This window comes from Streptococcus oralis, assembly GCF_001579175.1.
Classification (GTDB): Bacteria; Bacillota; Bacilli; order Lactobacillales; family Streptococcaceae; genus Streptococcus; species Streptococcus oralis_O.
Window position 1 is genome coordinate 764,575 of record NZ_KQ970759.1, and the last position, 22,648, is coordinate 787,222.

Annotated in this window: 16 protein-coding genes; 6 read left to right on the forward strand and 10 right to left on the reverse strand. The window is 44.3% G+C overall.

Annotated features, from left to right (window positions below; all coding sequences use genetic code 11):
* Positions 1–31 precede the first annotated feature (31 nt).
* Both SORDD24_RS03860 and SORDD24_RS03865 read right to left on the reverse strand, forming a co-directional pair.
* On the reverse strand, positions 32–2,677 hold the full coding sequence (locus tag SORDD24_RS03860) for an alpha-mannosidase (protein ID WP_061407609.1): 2,646 nt from the start codon (positions 2,675–2,677) through the stop codon (positions 32–34).
* An 87-nt stretch (positions 2,678–2,764) separates the two neighbouring features.
* Positions 2,765–4,045, reverse strand: coding sequence for a glycoside hydrolase family 125 protein (locus SORDD24_RS03865; protein ID WP_061407612.1), 1,281 nt, complete (start codon positions 4,043–4,045; stop codon positions 2,765–2,767).
* A gap of 171 nt (positions 4,046–4,216) precedes the next feature.
* Between SORDD24_RS03865 and SORDD24_RS03870 the strand changes: the two genes are divergently transcribed.
* On the forward strand, positions 4,217–6,301 hold the full coding sequence (locus SORDD24_RS03870) for a GH92 family glycosyl hydrolase (RefSeq protein ID WP_061407615.1): 2,085 nt from the start codon (positions 4,217–4,219) through the stop codon (positions 6,299–6,301).
* Between the two features lie 36 nt (positions 6,302–6,337).
* Here the strand turns inward: SORDD24_RS03870 and SORDD24_RS03875 are convergent, their stop codons facing one another.
* A complete protein-coding gene (locus tag SORDD24_RS03875) occupies positions 6,338–8,017 on the reverse strand; it encodes an alpha-L-fucosidase (RefSeq protein WP_061407907.1) in 1,680 nt (559 codons plus the stop codon).
* Positions 8,018–8,767: 750 nt separating this feature from the next.
* Between SORDD24_RS03875 and arcA the strand changes: the two genes are divergently transcribed.
* From arcA to SORDD24_RS03900, 5 genes are all read left to right on the forward strand, one after another.
* A complete protein-coding gene (gene arcA, locus SORDD24_RS03880; protein ID WP_000094628.1) occupies positions 8,768–9,994 on the forward strand; it encodes an arginine deiminase in 1,227 nt (408 codons plus the stop codon).
* Positions 9,995–10,071: 77 nt separating this feature from the next.
* Positions 10,072–11,088 (forward strand): ornithine carbamoyltransferase, encoded by a 1,017-nt coding sequence (gene argF / locus SORDD24_RS03885; protein ID WP_049538027.1) that lies wholly within the window; start codon positions 10,072–10,074, stop codon positions 11,086–11,088.
* 313 nt (positions 11,089–11,401) lie between these two features.
* A complete protein-coding gene (gene arcC, locus SORDD24_RS03890; protein ID WP_049538026.1) occupies positions 11,402–12,349 on the forward strand; it encodes a carbamate kinase in 948 nt (315 codons plus the stop codon).
* A gap of 90 nt (positions 12,350–12,439) precedes the next feature.
* Positions 12,440–13,951 (forward strand): YfcC family protein, encoded by a 1,512-nt coding sequence (locus SORDD24_RS03895; RefSeq protein WP_061407619.1) that lies wholly within the window; start codon positions 12,440–12,442, stop codon positions 13,949–13,951.
* A 20-nt stretch (positions 13,952–13,971) separates the two neighbouring features.
* Positions 13,972–15,300, forward strand: a complete 1,329-nt coding sequence (locus tag SORDD24_RS03900; protein WP_061407622.1) for a dipeptidase — start codon at positions 13,972–13,974, stop codon at positions 15,298–15,300.
* Between the two features lie 55 nt (positions 15,301–15,355).
* On the opposite strand, the gene SORDD24_RS03905 is transcribed toward SORDD24_RS03900, so the two are convergent.
* From SORDD24_RS03905 to dltC, 7 genes are all read right to left on the reverse strand, one after another.
* Positions 15,356–16,861, reverse strand: a complete 1,506-nt coding sequence (locus SORDD24_RS03905; RefSeq protein WP_061407626.1) for a zinc ABC transporter substrate-binding protein AdcA — start codon at positions 16,859–16,861, stop codon at positions 15,356–15,358.
* A gap of 9 nt (positions 16,862–16,870) precedes the next feature.
* A complete protein-coding gene (locus tag SORDD24_RS03910) occupies positions 16,871–17,677 on the reverse strand; it encodes a metal ABC transporter permease (RefSeq protein WP_061407629.1) in 807 nt (268 codons plus the stop codon).
* Positions 17,670–18,374 (reverse strand): metal ABC transporter ATP-binding protein, encoded by a 705-nt coding sequence (locus SORDD24_RS03915; protein ID WP_001269483.1) that lies wholly within the window; start codon positions 18,372–18,374, stop codon positions 17,670–17,672. Before SORDD24_RS03915 ends, SORDD24_RS03910 begins: the two co-directional genes overlap by 8 nt.
* A complete protein-coding gene (adcR, locus tag SORDD24_RS03920) occupies positions 18,374–18,814 on the reverse strand; it encodes a zinc-dependent transcriptional regulator AdcR (RefSeq protein ID WP_001249325.1) in 441 nt (146 codons plus the stop codon). Before adcR ends, SORDD24_RS03915 begins: the two co-directional genes overlap by 1 nt.
* A gap of 149 nt (positions 18,815–18,963) precedes the next feature.
* Positions 18,964–21,000 (reverse strand): cell surface ecto-5'-nucleotidase Nt5e, encoded by a 2,037-nt coding sequence (gene nt5e, locus SORDD24_RS03925; protein ID WP_061407632.1) that lies wholly within the window; start codon positions 20,998–21,000, stop codon positions 18,964–18,966.
* 141 nt (positions 21,001–21,141) lie between these two features.
* The gene (dltD, locus tag SORDD24_RS03930; RefSeq protein ID WP_061407635.1) at positions 21,142–22,410 is read right to left on the reverse strand and encodes a D-alanyl-lipoteichoic acid biosynthesis protein DltD; all 1,269 of its coding nucleotides are present in this window, start codon (positions 22,408–22,410) and stop codon (positions 21,142–21,144) included.
* Entirely contained in the window at positions 22,403–22,642 is a 240-nt protein-coding gene (gene dltC, locus SORDD24_RS03935; protein WP_061407638.1) for a D-alanine--poly(phosphoribitol) ligase subunit DltC, read from the reverse strand. The genes dltD and dltC overlap by 8 nt, the downstream gene beginning before the upstream one ends.
* Positions 22,643–22,648 lie beyond the last annotated feature (6 nt).

Here is a 22,648-nt window from a genome sequence, read left to right on the forward strand (position 1 = left end):
ATAGTATTCGTTATAGAACACTTTAAAACTGTTAGATTTCTTCTTTTTTAATCAATTCTGTACGAATTTCTTGTGGAGCCAATAGTCCTGAATGAACTGGATATGGTCGCTCAAGTAAGTCAAGAATGGTTTGTTGGTGTTCTGATATGCGCACATTTTCTTGACTCATATTGTAGTAACGGAGAACATATCCTTCTTCATTTTCCGACACTTTAAAGGCTGTTGGGCAAACTTGTGGTAAGCTGAGTGCCGCATGACTCAAGAGGCTACCAGTCGCTGCAACACTTCCTTCTTGTTTAGCAACCTGAAGGCTAGTGAATGGTGTTTGGAAGGCTTTGGCACGACGGAAAGCTGAGAAGCGTTCTTGCGCTTGGTGGAATTCAATCGCAAACTCGACTTCAAACTCACGCAAGCACTGAGCCTCTGGCGTTGGGAAGTAACCCCAGTCACCTAGCTCGCCTGAAGCACGAAGGATGGTCACTGCAATGGTATTGTCCCCAAGGATTTCATACTCGTGCAGTCCTTTATTGGCCACCGTCACTCCTTTTTCATCATCATAAAGGCTGACAAAGGCTTGTTGGTGTTGTGGATTTTCAGGATTTTCCCAAGAAGCAGCTGGTTTATTTGGTCGTGTCACCACCTCATAGATGCTTTCAGAGTCATTGCTTGGACGTGTGTTATGAGTCTTAACCAAGAGACGGATACGGTGGTCCTTGGCTGTGTTAGTAAAGCGAGTCTTGAAGCGGATTTGTGGATTATCAACAAAGACAGTCATCTCTGTTTCAAGAAGAATACTTGTCAATTCTTCTGAACGCCCAGCTTCACGCGTCATAAACTCGATGATGCCTCTTTGTTCTGCATCCAGTTTTTCGTCTGCACTTACTGGAATTGTCAATTCATGCTTGAGCAAAATCTTGGCAAAACGAGCTGTATTTTCCAATACTTCACAGCCTTTTAGTTCTGCGTAGATAGGCTCTGTTCCTTTTGGTTGGAAGTAGATGTACTCATTTCCAATGTCACCACGATCTTCAAAGCGAATAACATCTTCATAAGCTTCATGAGTTGTCTTGTCGTAGACCGTGACGTTTTCATCCACACTTACTGTTACAAATGGCGTATCAATCACTCCATTTTGGTAAATACCGTCACGGCCTTCTTGTTCTCCTTCAAGCAATTGGAAGGTTGTCCAAGAGAGAGGGGCTAGATGAACAGGGACTGTCACGCGCACTTGTCGAGCGATACGAGCTTGACGGAACTTGTCTTTTGGCAAATCATACTCAAAATTAGCTCCCAGATCTTCGATTTTCGCTTCTACAGCATGTCCTTCCAAGTCTTCGACACGGTAGTTTGGCAAGGTCAAGGCTGCCATTTTCTTGTAGCCTTCTGTTGGGTGCAATTCCTTGAAATCACAAATCGCCACATCAATCACTGTGCTGACAGTGTCAACCTTGTCATGCAAGCCTGTATTGATGACCGTAAAGAGATGGTCGCTTTGAGCTTCCTGAGTTGCAATTTTACCCTTCCACTCGTTGAGAAGATTGGTCTTAACGAAGTTTCCGACTTGGTTGACCTTGGCAAAACGTGTCTCCATCTCGTAGTGAACTTCGTCAATACTACAGCCACAGATACTATCATGGGGCGCATTTTGTAGAAGGACTTTCCAAGCATAGGTCAACTGGTCCTTGTGGTTATGTCCGCCAGTGATGACCGTCAATGGTTCCACCACTTGTTCTAGCAGGTTGCTATTTTCTTGGAAAGCTTGTTTGAGGTAAATACGGGATGAAGAAGTGTTGGCAAGTGTGTACCAACCATCTGTTTCCTGACTGGTCAACTCACCTGTAACCGTAGATAGTTGCTCCGGCAGAGCACTTTCTACTGCGTGGATATAGTCATCAAATGAACTATGCACAAAGGTCACATCTGGGAAGAGTTCATTTGCCACACGAATGGCTTCACTCAGATTTCGCTGTACAGGCTGGTGGTCACATCCATTCATCATCAACCATTGGTTGGTCGAAGCGTAGTCACGCACGTCTGCCAATTTTTGTTTCCAGAAGGTCAAGGCCTCGTCTTTATCCACTGGAATTTCATTCCCATTACTGTACCAGTTGGCAAAGAGGATACCGAGGACACGACTTCCGTCCGCACCCTGCCAGTACATTTCTGAAAACTGAGAAGTAAACTGCTCATCTTCGAGGACTTGGTTGTCAAATCCAATCGGCTTGACACCACGGCCAAAGGCTGCCACGTGAATGCCTGATTTTTGAAGGATTTGAGGAGCCTGCCCCATATTTCCAAAGGTATCTGGGAAGTAACCAACCTGGGTTGATTTGCCCCATTTTGCACATTCTGCTTGACCTATCAAGGTATTGCGAACATTGGCTTCGCTGGAAATCAAGTAGTCATCCTGCAAGATGTAAAAGGGACCAATTTTGAGTTTGCCTTGGTCGATGTAACCTTGGACTTTGTCGCGATTTTCAGGACGAATTTCCAAGTAGTCATCAAGGACAATGGTTTGACCATCCAAGTGGAAGCTCTTGAACTCAGGATCATTTTCAAAAAGGTCAAAAAGATTATCAAATAACTCCACCAACTGCATACGGTGGCTTTCAAAAGGCAAGTACCACTCACGGTCCCAGTGACTGTGTGAGATAATATGTACAACAACATTTTCCATGAAGTAAAACCTCATTCTAAATTAAATTTTTAACGTTTTAAATGTGAATTTGTGATTCTTTGCAAGAACCTATTGAGCTAAGGCTCATTAGCGAATACCCAGGTAATCCAAGACTAACTCACAGAACATCATGTTGGCCCATGAGAACCATTCGCGAGAGTAGAGCGTTGGATCATCTACGTGGAAGCTTTCGTGCATGACACCTGTGCCACCATCGCAGGCAACGAGCTGATCGAGCAAGAATTTCTTCTCCGCCTTATCTCTTGTTGTCAAGCCTTGGATAGAAAGGGCGATTGGCCAGATATAGCGGTAGAAGGTATGAGAACTTCCGAGACCGCTAGCGTATTCTCCTTGGTAGAAGTATGGATTTTCAGGGCTCAAAATGGTCCGACGAGTTGCTTGGTAAACCTCATCGTCAATCGCACAATAACCAAGATAAGGCGCAGCCAGCAGACTCGGTACATTTGGATCATCCATGATGCTAGCATTTCCTAGACCATCCACTTCAAAGGCGTAAATCTTTTCACCCTTGCTATTGGTGGTGTAGGCATAGTTTTCGATCCCTTCTTGGATCTCTGCTTGCAGACGTTTAGCGTCTGCGATGACACTCTCGCTATCAGCTAGATTCAATTCTGCAAAGATTTCTTGCACATACCCCAAGACAACGACTGCAAACATATTGGATGGAATCAAATAGCTATACTGACAGCAGTCATCACTTGGTCGGAAGGCTGACCAGGTCATACCTGTCACTGCAAAATCAGGTCCAAAACCATTATTTACCAAGGTATCTTCTTTTCGATCTGTGTCGCGGACAAAACGATAAGGAGAGTTGTTGTGATCTTGCTCTACCGTCCAGAGATGAAGGATTTCCTTGGTTGCTGTGACAAAAATTTCATCAAACTGGCTGGTTTCCCCTGTTTCTTTCCAAAGGAGATAAGCCAGCTGCAAAGGATAGCAAAGCGAGTCCACCTCATACTTGCGTTCCCAGATCCAGCCGTTAAGATCTGTGTGGTCAGTCTCGTGGTGGCCCTTCCAGTTCTCCTCAATGTTAAAGGAATTGGCATAAGGATCCTTGAGTACCAAGGTCATCTGGCGCTTGACCAAACCTGCAATGGTCTGACGCAGAAGGGCATCTCTTTTAGCCACATGAAGATAGGGTCTGAGTTGGGCCGTCGAGTCACGAAGCCACATAGCAGGAATGTCTCCTGTGAGCACAAAAGTTGAACCATCTTCTAGGATCTCAACCGTATTGTCCAAGGTGTCGGTATAGCAACGTTCAAAGACATCCACCCACTCCGGATGGTCCTTGGCACGCTCTGCTACTTCATCCAGCCACTCTCTGACGATTTCTTTAGAATAAACCATTTTAAATTTTACCTCTTTCAAACAAGTTTCATGTTCAGTATATAGTTTTTGAGACAGAAAATACATACACAAATGATAGTCATTTTTCTACAAAATTGCTTACTTTCGAACTCCATATCTAAAGGTCTCATTTTTCTGATATAATGTAGAAAAACAGCTAAAGGAAAGACTATGAAACCACTACTTGAAACCATCGATACCCGCTTTGGGACTGCTAGCAAGCATGCCTTTTCTCGAGGAAATACCCTACCCTACACGGGCGTTCCTTTTGGGATGAATTATTTTGTGCTTCAGACCAGTGACCAGGAGGGTTCTTGGTTTTTCGATCCGCATCTGCCCATATTTCAGGGAATTCGCTTAACCCACCAGCCCAGTCCTTGGATTGGCGACTACTCTTGGCTCCTTCTGACACCTGTTACAGGCCAGCTAGGTGGAGACAGCCTCTTCCATCGTCAGTCTTCCTATGACCTAGACAAGGCCTCCTTCCAGCCTCATTATATGAAGATTTTCTCCCTGCGCTATCAGATTGAAACCCAGCTCACACCGACTTGCTATGGCGCTTCTATGCGCCTAGAGCAAAAGCAAGGCAAAGCCCTCGCCCTCTATCTTCACGCAAAAGATGAACTGACAGTGGAGCAGGTAGATAAGCGGACTCTGTCCCTCAGACAAGAAGGCAAAACAGAGACCAATAAAAATCCGCTGATACTCTTCACCGCCCTACAAATAAATACGGAGATTCTTGCTGTCAGCCAAGAAAGCAGAGACTGGCGAATTGACCTCGCAGACAGTCATGCTGAGATTCAACTAGCGACTTCTTTCATCTCTCCTTCTCAAGCGCTGCTTAATCTACCTCAAACGGACTTTGATAGCTGTAAAGCAAGTGCGAAAGCGAACTGGGAAAATCTCCTCCACCGTTTTGATATCGTGGAGACAGGGGAAACCGACCGAACCTTTTTTGACCACTGCCTCTACAGACTCTTCCTCTTCCCACAGACATTTTATGAGGTGAACGAGTCAGGGCAAGCCATCCACATGGATTTGTCTACTGGTACTGTCAAGCCCGGTGTCCTCTTTAGCAACAATGGTTTCTGGGATACCTTCCGCACCACCTTCCCTCTCTTTGCCCTTATTATACCAGAACACTATCACCGCTTTCTAGAAGGTTTCCTCAATAGCTACCGCGATACTGGATTCCTGCCTAAATGGCTGGCTCCAGATGAACGTGGTATGATGCCTGGTACTCTATTGGACGGCATTATCTCAGATAGCGCCTGCAAGGAAATGGCTCCCGACTTGGAAGAGGAACTCCTCCAAGCCATGCTGGAGACAGCCACCAAGTCCGACCCTCTTGGCATCAACGGTCGCCACGGTTTAGCTCAATACCAAGAATTAGGTTATCTCTCTACTGACCACCACGAAAGCGTCAGCCACACCCTAGACTACGCCTATAGTGATTTTTGCATCGCCAGCTGTGCCGAAAAACAAGGTCAGAATGACATCGCCCAGACTTATAAGGCCGCATCGCAGAATTTCCGTCATCTCTTTGACTCTGAGACGGGCTACATGCGAGCGCGAGACAACCAAGGCAACTTCCGACCTGACTTCTCTCCTTACAGTTGGGGACGAGACTACGCCGAATGTTCTGCCATTCAAGCGACTTTGGGCGTTCTACACGACATCCCTAGCTTAATCCAACTGATGGGTGGAAAAGGAACCTTTAGCCACTACCTTTTGAAAGCCTGTCAGGATGCTCCTCTCTTTGAAACGACTGGCTATGGTTATGAGATTCACGAGATGAGCGAGATGGCTACTGCTCCTTTTGGACAAGTCGCCATTTCCAACCAACCTAGTTTCCATATCCCTTATCTCTTCCGCTACAGTAACTATCCTGAATACACTAGCCTTCTCATCAAGACGCTACGTCAGAAGACCTTCAAACCAAGCTGGGATGCCTATCCTGGCGATGAGGACAACGGCAGTCTCTCTGCTTGGTACATCTGGTCGGCTCTTGGATTCTATCCAACCTGTCCAGGCAAACCAAGCTACGACCTCGGAATTCCCCTCTTTGACCATCTGCGTGTCTACCTAGCTAAGGAAAATAAATGGCTAGATATCCATGCTGAGCAAAACTACAGCCATTTTAACTTTGTCAAAGAGTGTCGATTGGACAAGACCCCTGTATCTAGCATCCAACACCAAGACCTCTTGAAAACTGAGCAACTGACCTTCACCCTCAGCTGGCTACCAAATCACTAATAACCAAAAGAACCTTTGCATCGCGCAAAGGTTCTTTTATGAAACTTGGACTTGAAGTTGATCTACAAGCTGACCACCCACCATTAGATTCAGATAGAAATCCAAGGTTTTATCTCCTGCGAAATACAAGGTTGGAAGCGTCAATCTTTTTTCAGTCTCGCCAACTTGAAACGCAAGGACTTGAATCTCATCCTGATAAGCGACACCATGCACACCCGTCCCTGGTTGAATCGAAATCTTAGCTTCTAAAGGACCACTACATTCTCTGCGCTTAACTGTAAAATAGGCATCTTCTCCCTTGATCACAGCGAGACTTTTTTCTGAAAACTCCAGTTGCTGAACAGCTTCTTTTTTTGACAAGCTAGGTGTTTTATAAAGTGAAATTTTAGTTAATACTGGCAAATCCTGTGCCTCTGTGATGATGACACGCACCTTCTGAGCCTCTACCATGGATCCTCGCAAAAGGCGTTTATAGCCCACTGTAAATCCTGATCCAAACTCCTGCCAGGCACCATCCAATTCTACCTGAACATGGAAAGCAGCGATGCGTTGCCCTAGTTTCAAATCTTCTCTCAGCTCGATTACATCAAAAGTTTTAGGAATTCCTAAATCAATCTCTAACTGAATTGGCAGTTCTGCATCACTTGCCCAAGAACTAGTCTCCAGTCCATCTGTCAGATGATGACAAGCAAAGTCTTCTGATAGAGCCGGACCAGATACCTTGCTTCCCAGAGCCAAATCTTCTTTATAGAGTTCGTCACGGTAGGCCCTAAATTCATACAATCGCTGGATATCCCTTTCATCAAAGAGACCATCTTGGTTTGGAGGAATATTGAGCAAGAGAGGGGTTCCCCGCCCCACTGAGTGAAAGTAGATTTCGACCAATTCCTCAAGAGACTTGGGATCCTGATCCTCATGGTAAAACCAACCCGGCCGAAGGGAAACATCTGCCTCACCGATTGAAAACAACGTACCCGAGGGATCACCGTGCTGTAAATAATCTAATGCAGCCTCTGTCCCCAACTGATCGGGCTTGACTTTTTGCCACAAGGGATCCCCTGCATAGCCCCGTTCATTGCCAATCCAGCGAATACTAGTTGCCTCAGTTGAGAAAATCAAACAATCGCCCTGCAAGTCACGAATGGTTTCAAACCAAGTCTCAAACTCATAGTTGACCTGCTGGGCCCCTTCCCCTCGAGCACCATCCATCCAAACCTCAGTGAACTTACCGGCATTCCCATAGGCAGGATTTGACAAGATTTCCTTCAATTGAGCCAGATAGTAAGCATTGTAGTCCGCTTCTCGGTCCACATGATAAAGGGGACTATGGGCATCCCAAGGAGATAAATAAACTCCCATATCCATGTCAAACTCAGTTGCAGCTTGGGAAACTTCAAGGAGCAAGTCCCCCTTTCCATACCTCCAAGGGCTAGCCTTGACCGAGTAGTCTGTATAAGCGGTCGGGTAGAGGACAAAACCATCATGGTGCTTGACCACCAAAATCAGCTTTTTAAAACCCGTTTCTTTGAGCACCCGAACCCACTCACGCGCATCCAACTTGGTCGGGTTAAAGCGCTCAGGCTCCTCCTGACCTGTTCCCCATTCCTGGTCATAAAAGGTATTGGGGCCAAAATGGATGAAGGCAGCTAGTTCATCTCCCAGATAAGCTAGCTGGACCTGACTTGGTAATGGTCCATGCGGTTTTATTTTTGTCATCATCTCATATCTCTTTCTCTGATTATTTCTCTTGTTTCCAAAGTTATCCACAGGTTGTGGATAAGAAAACCTGCCTAAAAATTAACTTTCCCAAACACCAGCTCTTAGATTTTGAAACTGTCACCCTCAGGCAGCCTGCTCAAATCCCCACTGCGATACGATTTCTACTAGAAAACTAGCTCGTTACTAGTTGCCGATACTATTCTCAAGATACCTCTAGGCTACTAGCTGAATGTCCTGCTCTCCCCAGACTTATCCACAACTTGTGAATAACCCATTCTTCCTAGTTGTTACCTCGTTGACTATAACAAAAAATCTAGGTAGCGTCAATAAGATAAGGCTGTCTTCCTAAATACTCGGAAAAGATTCTATAATTTGTACAATATACATTCTTAACAGAGTGGCTAAAAGGCTTTTCAGATAGATTTCATATAATTTACTAACATCCTTTCAAAGCATCCTTATCAAGAACGCCCATTAAATCTACATATAAAAGTATCTTTTTCGATTAGAGAAAGGAAATTTAATATAAATCTTTAAAAAATTTTTTATCTTTTTTATTGTATATTTATCTATTTACTCCTTCTTTTTCCTCCCCTGTTGTATATTAACAGAAAACACTATAAAAACCATATTTTGTCGAAATTTTCTCTATATTTTCGTCCTTGACAAGCATTATTGTTTGTGTTATAACGAACATGTAAGCGGTATCAAAAAGTATCGAAGCAAAATTTTAAAGGAGGAAACCACATGTCTTCACATCCAATTCAGGTATTCTCAGAAATTGGGAAACTGAAAAAAGTTATGTTGCATCGTCCGGGCAAAGAGTTGGAAAACTTAATGCCGGACCACCTCGAGAGGCTACTCTTTGATGACATCCCATTTTTAGCGGACGCCCAGAGTGAGCACGACGCTTTTGCTCAGGCACTTCGTGACGAAGGAGTCGAAGTCCTTTACCTAGAGCAACTGGCTGCTGAATCATTGACTACTCCAGAAATCCGAAATCAATTCATCGAGGAATATTTAGACGAAGCCAACATCCGTGGCCGTCAAACTAAGATTGCAATTCGCAAGCTCCTCCAAGACATAGAAGACAATCTCGAATTGATCGAAAAAACCATGGCTGGGGTTCAAAAAACAGAACTCCCTGAAATCCCTGAATCAGCAAAAGGATTAACCGACTTAGTTGAGTCAGATTATCCATTTGCTATCGATCCTATGCCCAACCTCTACTTCACTCGCGATCCATTTGCTACTATCGGACATGCTGTATCGCTCAACCATATGTATGCCGACACCCGTAACCGCGAGACCCTCTACGGTAAATACATTTTTAAATACCACCCCGTTTACGGTGGCCTTGATTTGATTTACAATCGTGAAGAAACGACACGCATCGAAGGAGGCGATGAACTTGTTCTCTCTAAAGATGTTCTAGCTGTAGGTATTTCTCAACGGACGGATGCGGCATCTATAGAAAAACTACTTGTCAACATCTTCAAAAAAAATGTTGGCTTCAAAAAAGTATTGGCCTTTGAATTCTCAAACAGCCGTAAGTTCATGCACTTGGATACTGTCTTTACTATGGTGGACTACGATAAATTTACTATCCACCCAGAAATCCAAGGCAACCTCCGAGTCTTCTCTGTGACCTATGAAAATGAAGAATTGCAAATCGTCGAAGAAAAAGGCGATCTTGCAGAACTCCTTGCCCAAAACCTCGGTGTTGAAAAAGTAACCCTCATCCCATGTGGGGACGGAAACATCGTTGCTGCTGCTCGTGAACAATGGAATGACGGTTCTAACACCCTTGCAATCGCACCAGGTGTGGTAGTCGTTTATGAACGCAATACCGTTACCAATAAGAAACTGGAAGAATACGGTCTTCGCCTCATTAAGATTCGCGGAAGAGAATTGGTACGCGGTCGTGGTGGACCTCGTTGCATGTCTATGCCGTTTGAACGCGAAGAAATTTGACTTCCTCACCCTTCTGATAGATAGACAGATTATACTTGGCCAAGTCCCCTAGGACGAAGTATTAGAAAGAGGTTATCATGACACATTCCCTATTTCAAGGACGTAGTTTTCTAGCAGAAAAAGATTTTAGTCGAGCAGAGCTCGAATACCTTATCGGTCTTTCAGCTCACTTGAAAGACCTCAAAAAACGCAATATCGAACACCGCTATCTAGCAGGCAAAAACATTGCTCTCTTGTTTGAAAAGACTTCTACTAGAACCCGGGCTGCTTTTACAACAGCAGCCATTGACCTAGGTGCACATCCTGAATACCTAGGTGCCAACGATATTCAACTTGGCAAGAAAGAATCAACTGAAGATACCGCTAAAGTTCTCGGACGCATGTTTGACGGAATTGAATTTCGTGGTTTTAGCCAGGATATGGTAGAAGAACTGGCTCAGTATTCTGGCGTTCCTGTTTGGAACGGCTTGACTGACAAATGGCACCCAACTCAAATGTTGGCCGACTACCTCACAGTACAAGAAAACTTTGGTCATCTAGAAGGATTGACCTTGGTCTACTGTGGAGATGGTCGTAACAACGTTGCCAATAGTCTCCTTGTGACGGGAGCAATTCTCGGAGTCAACGTACATGTCTTCTCTCCAAAAGAACTCTTCCCTGACCAATCGGTCGTAGAATTGGCAAAAGGATATGCAAAAGAAAGCGGCGCCCACATCCTGATTACAGAAGATGCTGACGAGGCTGTCAAAGGAGCTGACGTCCTCTACACTGACGTTTGGGTATCTATGGGCGAAGAAGACAAATTTGCTGAACGGGTTGCCCTACTCAAACCTTACCAAGTCAACATGGAGTTGGTGAAGAAAGCTGGAAACGACAAGTTGATTTTCCTTCACTGCTTGCCAGCCTTCCACGACACCAATACCATTTACGGTAAACAAGTAGCTGAAAAATTTGGCGTAGAAGAAATGGAAGTAACGGACGAAGTCTTCCGCAGTCAATACGCACGACACTTTGATCAAGCAGAAAATCGGATGCATACCATCAAAGCTGTCATGGCAGCGACTCTTGGAAATCTCTATATTCCCAAAGTCTAACATTTAGTAACCAAGCACCTTAGGGACTCCGGCTAGTAAGCATTACAATCCATATTTCTAGAAATAAGAAGTTCGTTTAATCAGTTGCCACCTCTAAACAAACCTTCCTATCATCCTTTTATCACTAGTCTAATCCCTGTGGTGGTTTAAACCATTCTTATTCATTTTTGAACTCCCTTCGTCCAGATTGCCTCAATGCATCTACCTCTCACCTCATCAGAAATAGTATTTGCTCCAAGTATCCAATCTTGGTCTTGCTTTCAATCTTTTCTTTGAGGTCTGATAGGTTTGTATCTTAGTGAAAGGAGAGATCATGTCTCATCGGAAAATCGTCGTCGCCTTAGGCGGAAATGCCATCCTCTCCACAGATCCTTCTGCCCAGGCTCAGGAAGCTGCTCTGGTAGAAACAGCTCGTTATCTGGTCAAACTGATTCAAAACGGGGATGAACTCATCATCACCCATGGCAACGGCCCTCAGGTTGGAAATCTCCTGCTCCAACACTTGAAGGCTAATTCTGAAAAAAATCCTGCCTTTCCACTTGATTCTCTAGTCGCTATGACCGAGGGCAGTATCGGTTTTTGGCTCCAAAACGCCTTGGAAAATGCCCTAGTAGACGCTAACATCGAAAAGAGCGTCGCCTCTGTAGTCACTCAAGTCATCGTCGACAAGGACGACCCAGCATTCGCTGATCCAAGCAAACCAATCGGTCCTTTCTATAGCGAAGAAGAAGCAAAAGCAGAAAGTGAAAAGACAGGTGCTACCTTTAAGGAAGATGCTGGTCGGGGATGGCGTAAGGTAGTCGCTTCACCTAAACCAATTGGCATCAAAGAAATCAACAGTATCCGTACTTTACTCAATGACGGACAAATCGTCATCGCTGCTGGCGGTGGAGGCATTCCTGTTATCGAAAATGAAAACGGTTACTTGGACGGTGTTGAAGCCGTTATAGACAAAGACTTTGCTTCTCAACTGCTGGCAGAATTGGTTGAGGCAGATGTTTTTATCGTGCTCACTGGCGTAGACTACGTCTACATCAACTACAATAAACCAAATCAAGAAAGGCTGGAACGCGTTACCGTTAGTCAACTTCAAGAATACATCAAACAAGGACAATTTGCTCCAGGTAGCATGCTACCCAAGGTCGAAGCTGCCATTGACTTTGTCACCCACCACCCTGCTGGTAAGGCTGTTATCACCTCACTCAGCAATCTCGGTGCCCTGATTGAATCCGAAAGTGGAACAATTATTGTGAAAGACTAGTCAATTTTTAAACAAGCTTGATTAGGAGTACACAGGCAGACCAACATCATTCGTTTTATACTTTGTGACATAGTTTAGGAGGAAAAACAAATGAGTGAAAATACAAAAAAAAGGTTCCAAATGCCGTCATCTTACACTGTTTTGATCATTATCATTGCTATTATGGCAATCTTGACTTGGATCATCCCAGCAGGTAAGTATGATACAGACGAAGCAGGTAACCTCATTGCAGGTACCTATCAAACCGTTACCTCTAATCCCCAAGGGATTTACGATGTTTTAATGGCTCCGATTCGGGCTATGCTCGGTCACGAACCTACAAAAGCCGCTATTGACGTTGCCTTCTTTATCCTCATGGTTGGGGGATTCCTTGGCGTTGTCAATGCAACTGGCACACTAGATGTTGGTATTGCCTCTATTGTTAAGAAATACAAGGGACGCGAAAAAATGCTGATCCTCATCCTCATGCCCCTCTTTGCACTAGGAGGAACAACTTATGGTATGGGTGAAGAAACTATGGCATTTTACCCACTCCTCGTCCCTGTGATGATGGCTGTTGGTTTCGATAGCATTACTGCTGTTGCCATTATCCTACTCGGTTCTCAAGTTGGCTGTCTCGCCTCTACACTCAATCCATTCGCAACTGTTATCGCTTCTGATACGGCAGGCGTATCTTCTATGGACGGTGTCATTCTCCGGATTATTTTCTGGATTGTGATGACGGGTATGAGTACCTACTTCGTTTACCGCTATGCAGAAAAAATTCAAAAAGATCCTACAAAATCACTCGTTTATTCTCAAAGAGAAGAAGACCTCAAACATTTCAAAGTCACTGACAATGATGATACTCCATCTGTCTTGAGCAAGAAACAAAAACATGTACTTGCCTTGTTCATCTTGACCTTTATCATCATGATTGCCAGCTTTATCCCTTGGGTAGACTTGCATATCACCTTGTTTGAAGATATGAAGAACTGGTTGATTGGTCTTCCTGTTGTCGGTGGAGTGATCGGTTCATCTGCTCAACCTTTTGGTAGTTGGTACTTCCCTGAAGGAGCTATGCTCTTTGCCGTTATGGGGATTCTCATCGGTATCGTATACGGCCTCAAGGAAAGTAAAATCATTTCTACCTTTATGAATGGTGCAGCAGATCTTCTCACAGTAGCTTTGATTTGTGCGGTAGCCCGTGGTATCCAAGTTATCATGAATGACGGTATGATCACTGCGACAATCCTTCACTGGGGCGAAGTCGGCCTTCAAGGTCTCTCACCTCAAGTCTTTATCGTCTTGACCTACCTCTTCTACCTCCCTATGTCCTTCCTTATCCCATCTTCATCAGGTTTAGCTAGTGCTACAATGGGTATCATGGCACCACTCGGTGAGTTTGTCAATGTCAAGGCAAGCCTCATCATCACTGCCTACCAATCTGCATCTGGTGTACTTAACCTCATCACTCCTACTTCTGGTATTGTTATGGGAGCTCTCGCACTCGGTCGTATCAGCTTAGGAACTTGGTGGAAATTTGTTGCGAAACTCATTATCACCATTGTGATTGTGAGCATGCTTCTGCTTATCCTAGGCACCTTCCTGCCATTCCTATAAAATAGTGCGAGGTAAAACGAATGACCGTCTACATCACTGATTCTATTAAACAAAGCTTTGTAAAGAGCCTACAAACCTTGATTTCTTATCCATCTGTCCTTCGTGAAGGGGAGAATGGAACACCTTTTGGACAAGCTATTCAAGACGTCCTAGAAAAGACGCTGGAAATCTGCCATGAACTTGGCTTTCGAACCTATATTGATCCCAAGGGCTATTATGGCTATGCCGAGGTTGGCGAGGGAGAGCTCCTTGCCATCCTCTGTCACTTGGATGTTGTACCTGCAGGAGATCTATCAGATTGGCAGACGCCACCATTTGAAGCAAGCATTAAAGAAGGAATCCTCTACGGAAGAGGGGCACAGGACGATAAAGGTCCTTCACTGGCAGCTCTCTACGCAGTGAAAAGCTTGCTTGACCAAGGCATCCAATTTCAGAAACGCGTGCGTTTTATCTTTGGTACGGATGAAGAAACCCTTTGGAGATGTATGGCACGCTACAATGCCCTCGAAGAAACAGCTAGTATGGGATTCGCCCCTGATTCGTCATTTCCTTTGACATATGCTGAAAAGGGGCTCCTTCAAGTCAAGCTTCATGGCCCCGGCTCTGATCAACTCAAGCTCGATATCGGAGGTGCCTTTAATGTCGTACCAGACAAGGCAAGTTACCAAGGTCCTCTTTATGAAGCGGTTTGTAGAGGTTTAACAGAAGCTGGTTATGATTACCAAACTGCAGACCAAACAGTGACTGTTATCGGTTTGCCCAAGCATGCTAAAGATGCTAGTCAGGGTATAAATGCCGTCATTCGACTAGCCAGTGTACTCGCAAGCCTTCACTCACATCCTACTCTCCATTTTCTAAGCGACAAAGCCGGACAGGACGGCAAAGGACTGAATATATTTGGAGAGGTCGCTGATGAACCGTCCGGTTCCCTTTCCTTTAATGTTGCGGGCTTGACTATCAATCCCGATCGCTCCGAGATTCGGATCGATATACGTATACCTGTGCTAGCAGATAAGGAGAAACTGGTGGCACAGCTCACTCAGTGCGCCAAAGACTACCAACTTGACTACCAAGAATTTGACTATCTAGCACCCCTCTATGTCGCAAGAGATAGCCAACTTGTTACTACCCTTATGCAAGTCTACCAAGAAAAAACCGGAGATAAAACTCCTCCTCTCTCATCAGGTGGTGCTACCTTTGCCCGCACTATGCCAAACTGTGTAGCCTTTGGCGCTCTTTTTCCAGGAGCACAACAAACTGAACATCAAGCAAATGAAGCAGCTGTCCTAGACGATCTTTATCGCGCTATGGACATCTACGCAGAGGCGGTTTACCGTCTCGCAACCTAACCAGATAAAGTTTCTACCAAAAAAATCCCGCAGATTTGCGGGATTTTTTCTTACATCAATGCGCCAACATTTCTTGGGCGATTTCTTGACCAGATAGCTTATCTGGATAGTAGGTTGGCCAATTATCCATCTCCTCAAAGAGAGCTTCTTGACTGGTGCCCCCAAAGAAGATATGGAAATGTTCTGCCTTGACTGGGGCGATATTGTGGTCGCTAAACTGAACATACTTGAATTGTCCAGCATCTGCATCTGTCGCTTCAAAGAGGAAGCGCACCCCACGATTGCCTTTCTTATAAGTCAAGATTTTCTTGCCGACATACTTATACGTAAATTTCTTACTTTGTCCACCTTGAACAAACTCCATGGTATTGTCCGTGATGTTGATTTTGGTCACATCTGTCTGATAGCCTTTTCTATAGTAGGCCTTGTACTCATCCTTGGTCATCTTGCCAGTCAATTTAGCCTTGTAGTCAAAGACTTGATCAAAAGTTCCATCTTCAAGGAAAGGATAAACTGACTGCCAGTTGCCAGCATAGTCACTCAAGGTACGGTCTTTGACATCTGCATCCTCAAAGTAACCATTGTGAACTGTCTTGGTGTTTTCTTCCTTCTCTGGTTCGATTTCTGGTCCTTCTTGGTCTGTTGTTTGTTTCAAAGCCTTGAGGTTTTTCTCCATCACGGAGATATAGTCCTCACCAGCCTTGGTTGCTTCTTCTGTTAGACTTTCTAGCGGATTGAGCACGTCTAGTTTGACACCTGTTTCTTTTGAAAGTGTATTGGCGAGGGCTTGTGAGGCATTTTCTTCAAAGTAGATATAAGAAATCTTGTTTTTCTTGATATACTCTGTCAACTCTGCTAAACGAGCTGCTGATGGTTCTGCATCTGGTGAGAGACCTGAGATTGATACTTGCTTGAGACCGTAGTCCAAAGCCAAGTATCGGAAGGCTGCATGCTGGGTCACAAAACTCTTTTGTTTAGCTTGAGACAAGCCATCTGTATAGGACTTGTCCAAGGCTTGTAACTTTTCAATATAGGCAGCGGCATTCTTTTCAAAAGTCTCTTTTTTATCAGGATAATCTGCTGACAAACTATCACGGATATGCTCTACCAGTTTGATAGCACGTGCTGGTGAGAGCCATACATGGGGATCGTAGTCATGATGGTGACCTTCATCACCGTGATCATGACCTTCCTCTTCTTCCTCACCTCCTGGTAGGAGCAGCATATTGCCTGTCGCCTTGATAGTCTTGACTTTTTTCTTATCCAAAGACTCTAGCAATTTGGGAACCCAGGTCTCCATGTTTTCATTTTCATAGACAAAGGCATCTGCATCTTGGATTTTGGCAACTGCCTTGGCAGAAGGTTCGTAGTCGTGAGGTTCTGTCCCAGCACCGATTAGAAGTTCTACATTTGCGGTATTTCCCGCGACTTGCTTGGTAAATTCATAGACAGGGTAAAAGGTTGTCACGATATTTAATTTCCCATCTGCTTGTTTTTGATTGGAACAAGCCACTAAGAATACTGTCACAAGACTTGCCAAAAGGAAGGTCAGTTTTTTCATTTTCGTCTCCTATTTGATATAACGCTTGAGTAGACTGACTAATAAAAAGACAACTACAAAGATAATGGTGATACTTGCACTAGCAGGAGTCTCCGCATAATAGGAGATGTAAAGCCCCGCTACCATTCCCAAAAAGCCAATCGCACTAGCCAGTAACATAACAGATTTAAAGTTTTTCCCCAGACGAAGGGCAATACTAGCTGGCAAGACCATAATGGTTGACACCAACAAAGCTCCTGCAGCTGGAATCATGAGGGCAATGGCCACCCCTGTCACCATGTTAAAGAGGATAGACATAGTGCGGACAGGTAGCCCATCTACAAAAGCCGTGTCCTCATCAAAGGTCAGGATGTACATAGGACGTAAGAACAAGAAAGTCAAGAGCAAAACGACTGCAGCAATGACAAAGAGGGCAAGGACCTGCTCCTCACTGATAGTCACAATCGAACCAAAGAGGTATTGATCCAGACTCATGGAACTCGAACTTTTCCCCTTACTCATCACGATAAGGGAGACTGCAAGCCCTGTCGACATGAGGATGGCAGTCCCGATTTCCATAAAGTTCTTGTAAACCGTACGGAGATACTCTAGAAAGACCGCAGCTATCAAGACAATGACAATAGTCGAAATAGTTGGAGAAATCCCCAAGACCAGACCAAAGGCAACCCCTGACAAGGAAACGTGACTGAGAGTATCACTCATCAAACTCTGACGACGTAAAATAAGGAAGGTCCCAAGAACTGGTGAAAAGAGGCTCATGGCAATGACAGCCAAGAAGGCCCGCTGCATAAAGTCATAGGATAACAAACTAAGCATGTTCCACCTCCTGGTCGCTTTCGTGAACGTTGAAACAACGCCATGGCGAATCTTGGTTACGGACTAGATGGATATTGCGATCCGCATAGTCCTTGACCTCCTCAGGGTCATGGGTAATCATCAAAACAGCCTTGCCATGATGATGAGCACTATGGTGCATAAGTTCGTAAAATTCATTTTTGCTTCCAGCATCCATCCCTGTCGTCGGCTCATCCAAGACAAAGATATCTGGGTCAGAAGCAAACATCCGTGCAATAACCGCCCGTTGTTTTTGCCCACCAGAGAGGGAACCAATCCGTTTATCACGGTGTTCCCACATACCAACTGAGTCTAGACTAGCCTTGATATGCTCCTCATCGTGGGCATTCAAACGACGGAACCAGCCCTTTCTCGGATAGCGACCCGACTTGACAAATTCATAAACCGTACTTGGAAAACCAGCATTAAAACTGGCAATCTGCTGGGGAAGATAAGCGATCCTAAGCTTTTTCCCATGAGTGTTTGTCTTTGAGATGGTTACCTTGCCAAATCTCGGCTGCAAGATGCCCAGACTAGCCTTGATAAGCGTCGTCTTGGCAGCCCCATTTTCACCAGTCAGGGTGACAAACTCCCCACTATCAACACTGTAGTTGATGTGCTCGAGGACAGGCTCTTTGTCATAATAGAAAGACAAGTCCTCTACTGTAATATACCGCATTATTTGATTTCTCCTACTAAAGCAGTTAAAAACCGCTGGATGACTTCTTGTTCATTTGGAGTAAACTGATTTGCTACTTGCTCATAGGCTGAGAGCGTGTGCTCATGGTGGTGGTGGTGCTCCGCCGCCACTGGTCGAGCTAGCTCGGTCAGTTGATAAAAAATCACACGCGCATCTTTTGGATCTCTGGAGGTCTCTAACATGCCCTCTTTGACCAAAGACTTGATAGCCTTGGTCACTGCCGCCTGACTGACGTTAAGACGACGAGCCAACTCAGAGTTGGTTAGGGATTCTTCTGACAAGAGCATGAGGATGTGTTCCTGAGTATTGGTCAAGGCTACGTCACTTGTGCAATGCCCGATCAGAATTTCATGCTGGTTCTCAGATCTCAAGATCACCTCGTTTAAAAAGTTATCGATTTCCTGTGCAAGCTGTCTCATGTGTTACTCCTTCCCTAGCTATCTTTTTCGTAAAAAAACTTAGATAGCCACCGATTCTTTACTGGTTAATTATATCATAAACCAAAAAAGAGTCAAGGGAAAAAGGCGTAAAAACGTTTCCCTAAACTCTTCTAGATGTGAAATTTAACCTATTTTAGCTTTGGTTTTCGGCTCGATAAGATACCTGCCAATCCAGCTACCATTCCCATCAAGAGCAAGAAGATGGATTGTTCACTTCCTGTATTTGGGAGAGCTTTTTCTGAGACAACTGCCTTCTTGCTAAATTGACCTGCCACCTCATAAGTAAGTGGTACATTCGTAGTCGCATCGCTAGCAGCTGTATTCGTTTGAGGTGTTTCTACTGGTAGACTAAAGTTTTTAGAATCCACAGAAATCGTCCGTGAGTTCGGATTGATCTTTTCATACTGGGTCAAATCAGCGGTTTTCAGATACTCTTCAAAGGCAGCATCCATAGAAGGACCTTCTTCTCGCGCACCACCTAACATCGTGTAGCCATCGCCACCCGCAGCTAAGAAATCATTGGTTGCAAGATAGTAGGTTTTTGCGAGGTCTAGGAGATCATAACGACCAGTTGTGCGGTTTTTGACCTGGATGGCCAAGACACGTTTACCTGATGGTAGATTGGTATCATAGTAAACCTTCACACCTGAAACTTGCAAGAAGCCACCACTTGGTTCTAGCAATGGTTGCCCCTTCTCATCCAAGACCTTCTTGCCATCCTTATCGACCTGCAAGATAGATCCGAGTGACTTTTCAAACATATCCAATACTTGTTGCCCAGTCACTTGGATTTGTGAGATGGTATTTCCAAATGGAAGAACAGCAATGACATTTCCTTTAGTGATCGGTTTGCCTTTTGCAATAGTTTCACGCAAGCCACCACCATTTGTCACAGCGATGTCAGTCGGACGGCTAAATCCTGTTTGACCATACTGATAGAGCGAGTCTGCTACGACGTTTCCGAGGTTAGTTTCACGAACCCGAACATTTTCACGATCTCCGTTGAGTTCTACAGGGCTGTTTGAAACGACTTCAACCGCATTTTCAGCATCGTATTTTTGTTTAATGTCTTTGACTAGTTTTTCTACTGTTGGATTGGCTGGTAATTTTTTAGCATCAGCAGCCGGAATCTGAGTTGGATTGCCCAAAAGCTGACGTGATTTGTAGGTGATTTTTCCTACATTATGAAGGTAGCTTCCCGTCTGGTTATAGGTAACATTATCTCCATAAGTCGTTGATTCTACTGTATGAGAGTGACCGTCGATTACTGTTACGCGTTTCCCTTTCAAACGAGGATTTTTAGACAAGGCTTCTGCCAAAGTTGAACCACGCCATTCGACTGGGGTTGTGGTATCCACACCCAAGTGAGCCAGCACAACATAGTGTTTGTAGTCCTTGCCTTCTGCACGAGCCTTGGCTTGAACTTCTTCGATGACCTTATTGACTTCAGAGATTGGATCTGTAAAAGTTACTCCTTTGACATTTTTAGGGTGAGTTTTGGTAGCTGTTTCAGGTGTTGTCACGCCGATTACAACAAACTCATCACCTTCCACAGTCTCATCTTTATCAACGATTGTAGAAGCTTCAAAGAGACGAGCACCATTGACGTAGGTATTTGAGCTAAGTAATGGGAATTTCAAGATTTCCTTGTATTTTTTAGCTTCGTCTAAACCAAAGTCAAACTCATGGTTTCCTACTGCCATGGCATCATACTGCATCTGATTGAGAATTTCGGCGCGTGCTTCACCCTTTGTAGAGTTGGAAATCGGTAAACCTTGGAAGGCGTCCCCAGCATCTACGACGAGAGTCGTTTGATTTGATTTCGCGCGTTCCTGCTCGATGACAGTCGCTAACTTAGCATCACCAATTACTCCCTTTTCCTCTACAATACGACCATGGACATCATTGGTGTGTAAGATAACGGTGTCCTTTTCTTCGCCTTTAGTAGATTCAGCAGGAGCTTCCTTTGCTTCCGCCGATTCAGCACTTGTGGGACTTGCCACCTCTGTTGTTGGAGCTACAGGAGTTTCTGAAGTTGCTGGATTTGCTACAACTGCAGGGCTTTCTGCAGGGGTAGCTGCTTCTTCAGCATAGACTTGTCCAGCTAAGAAGGCTGGAGCTAACAGGGCTGTCGACAAGACAGGTAACAAAGAACGTTTGTTCATTTTAAAATCCCTTTCTTTTCTTCTTTTCTATTACATTATACGCTATTTCTGAAAAAATTTAAACTTTTGACCTATTTCTCTCTCAAATATTCGCTATTTAACAAAAAAACCTGAACCAAAAAGTTCAAGTTTTTTCTTGATTTATTGAAAATCTTTGATATTTCCATCATAGGTCGCCCAGTCCTTGCTGAAGAAGCGGTCATTCATTTTATAGTCTGGAGCTGGGGTCGGATCCGTTAAGAAGGGATTGACAACCTTATCAAAAGCTAGCCAACCCAACCAACCAATGTGAATCGTATCCTTGACAAAGTAGGGATCTCCACCTTTTTTAGAAAAGTCAGCAATGTTGGTGAAACCTTGACTTTCTAACTGGTAACGAATTTTTTCAACAGCATGTTGGTACATTTCCTCGCTGAGCCCTGTATGGGCCATCCATTTTTTATTGACAGGCTGGATCACAAAAAGGACATTGACCTTTGATTTGGCAAATTGATTGAGAACCAACTGCAAATCATTGTATTCAGACGACTTGAGGAAATTGTAATTTTTTTGATAGCCCTTATACTTCTCGAGGTAGTCTTTCACCTGAGTCTTATAAAATTGATTTTCAATTCCCATATCGTTATTATTGGTATTGGCTTCTGCATCCTTTCGAGCAATTTTTTCTAACTCCTCATAAGAAAATTGATCCGGAAGATCTTTTAAATAGTTCTCCACATGTTCCTTGTACTTGAGTTTTCCTCGAATGGAGAATTGTCCAAATAGAGAGGCCTGACGCTCATTAAAACGCGCAAAAGCCTTGATAATAGCATGATCAACCTCTGATAATTCCTCACCCTTTGACAGCTTCTCAACGATGCCCTTCATAGAGACTCCTGGATTTTGCTTTAAGAGACGTTTAGCCGCATGTTTGGCTCCTATATCTCCCGATTGATTTTCTAGAAAGGCTGTCAACTGATCGTTGTTAAAGTAGTTTTGGAAGAAGGCTGGCTCATAGTCCTCCTCTGTAAACCACTGAGGGGAAATGACAAATACCGCCTGTTTTTCCTCGATTTCTGGTAAGATTTGCTGCATACCGAAATACTGATTGAGAGAGGCCGCTCCTGCTTGTCCCAAAAAGTAGGGCCGGTAGGGGCGACTATATTTCTCCGCCAAGACCGCAGGATGCATGCTATCAAAACGAATCCACTCGCTTGAGCCAAAAAAGGGAATAAAGCGCATATTGGGTTCCGTAAAGGCTCTTACTTTTTGGCTTCTCTCTTTAAAGCTCTCCGAACTAATCGCTGCAGCAGAATATTTTTCTTCAGTCAAATTATGACTCGGATTGTTTGGATAGAAAAAGATTAGTAAGAAAACAAGAAAACTAGCAAGAAGCAGAGGGCCAAAGATTAACCACAAACGCTTAAGCATTCTGTAACTCCATAATACCTGCTACGATTTTATTGGCTGTATTCCAGTCCTCGCGACCGAACTCCGTCACTGGCACACGAATGTCAAAACGATTTTCAATCTCAACAATCAATTCAACCGTTCCCATGCTATCCAAGACACCTGCATCAAAGAGGTCCTCATCCATCATGTCAGAAACATCTTCCATAAACAACTCATCAATAATTTCGATAACTTCTGATTTGATATCCATATTTTA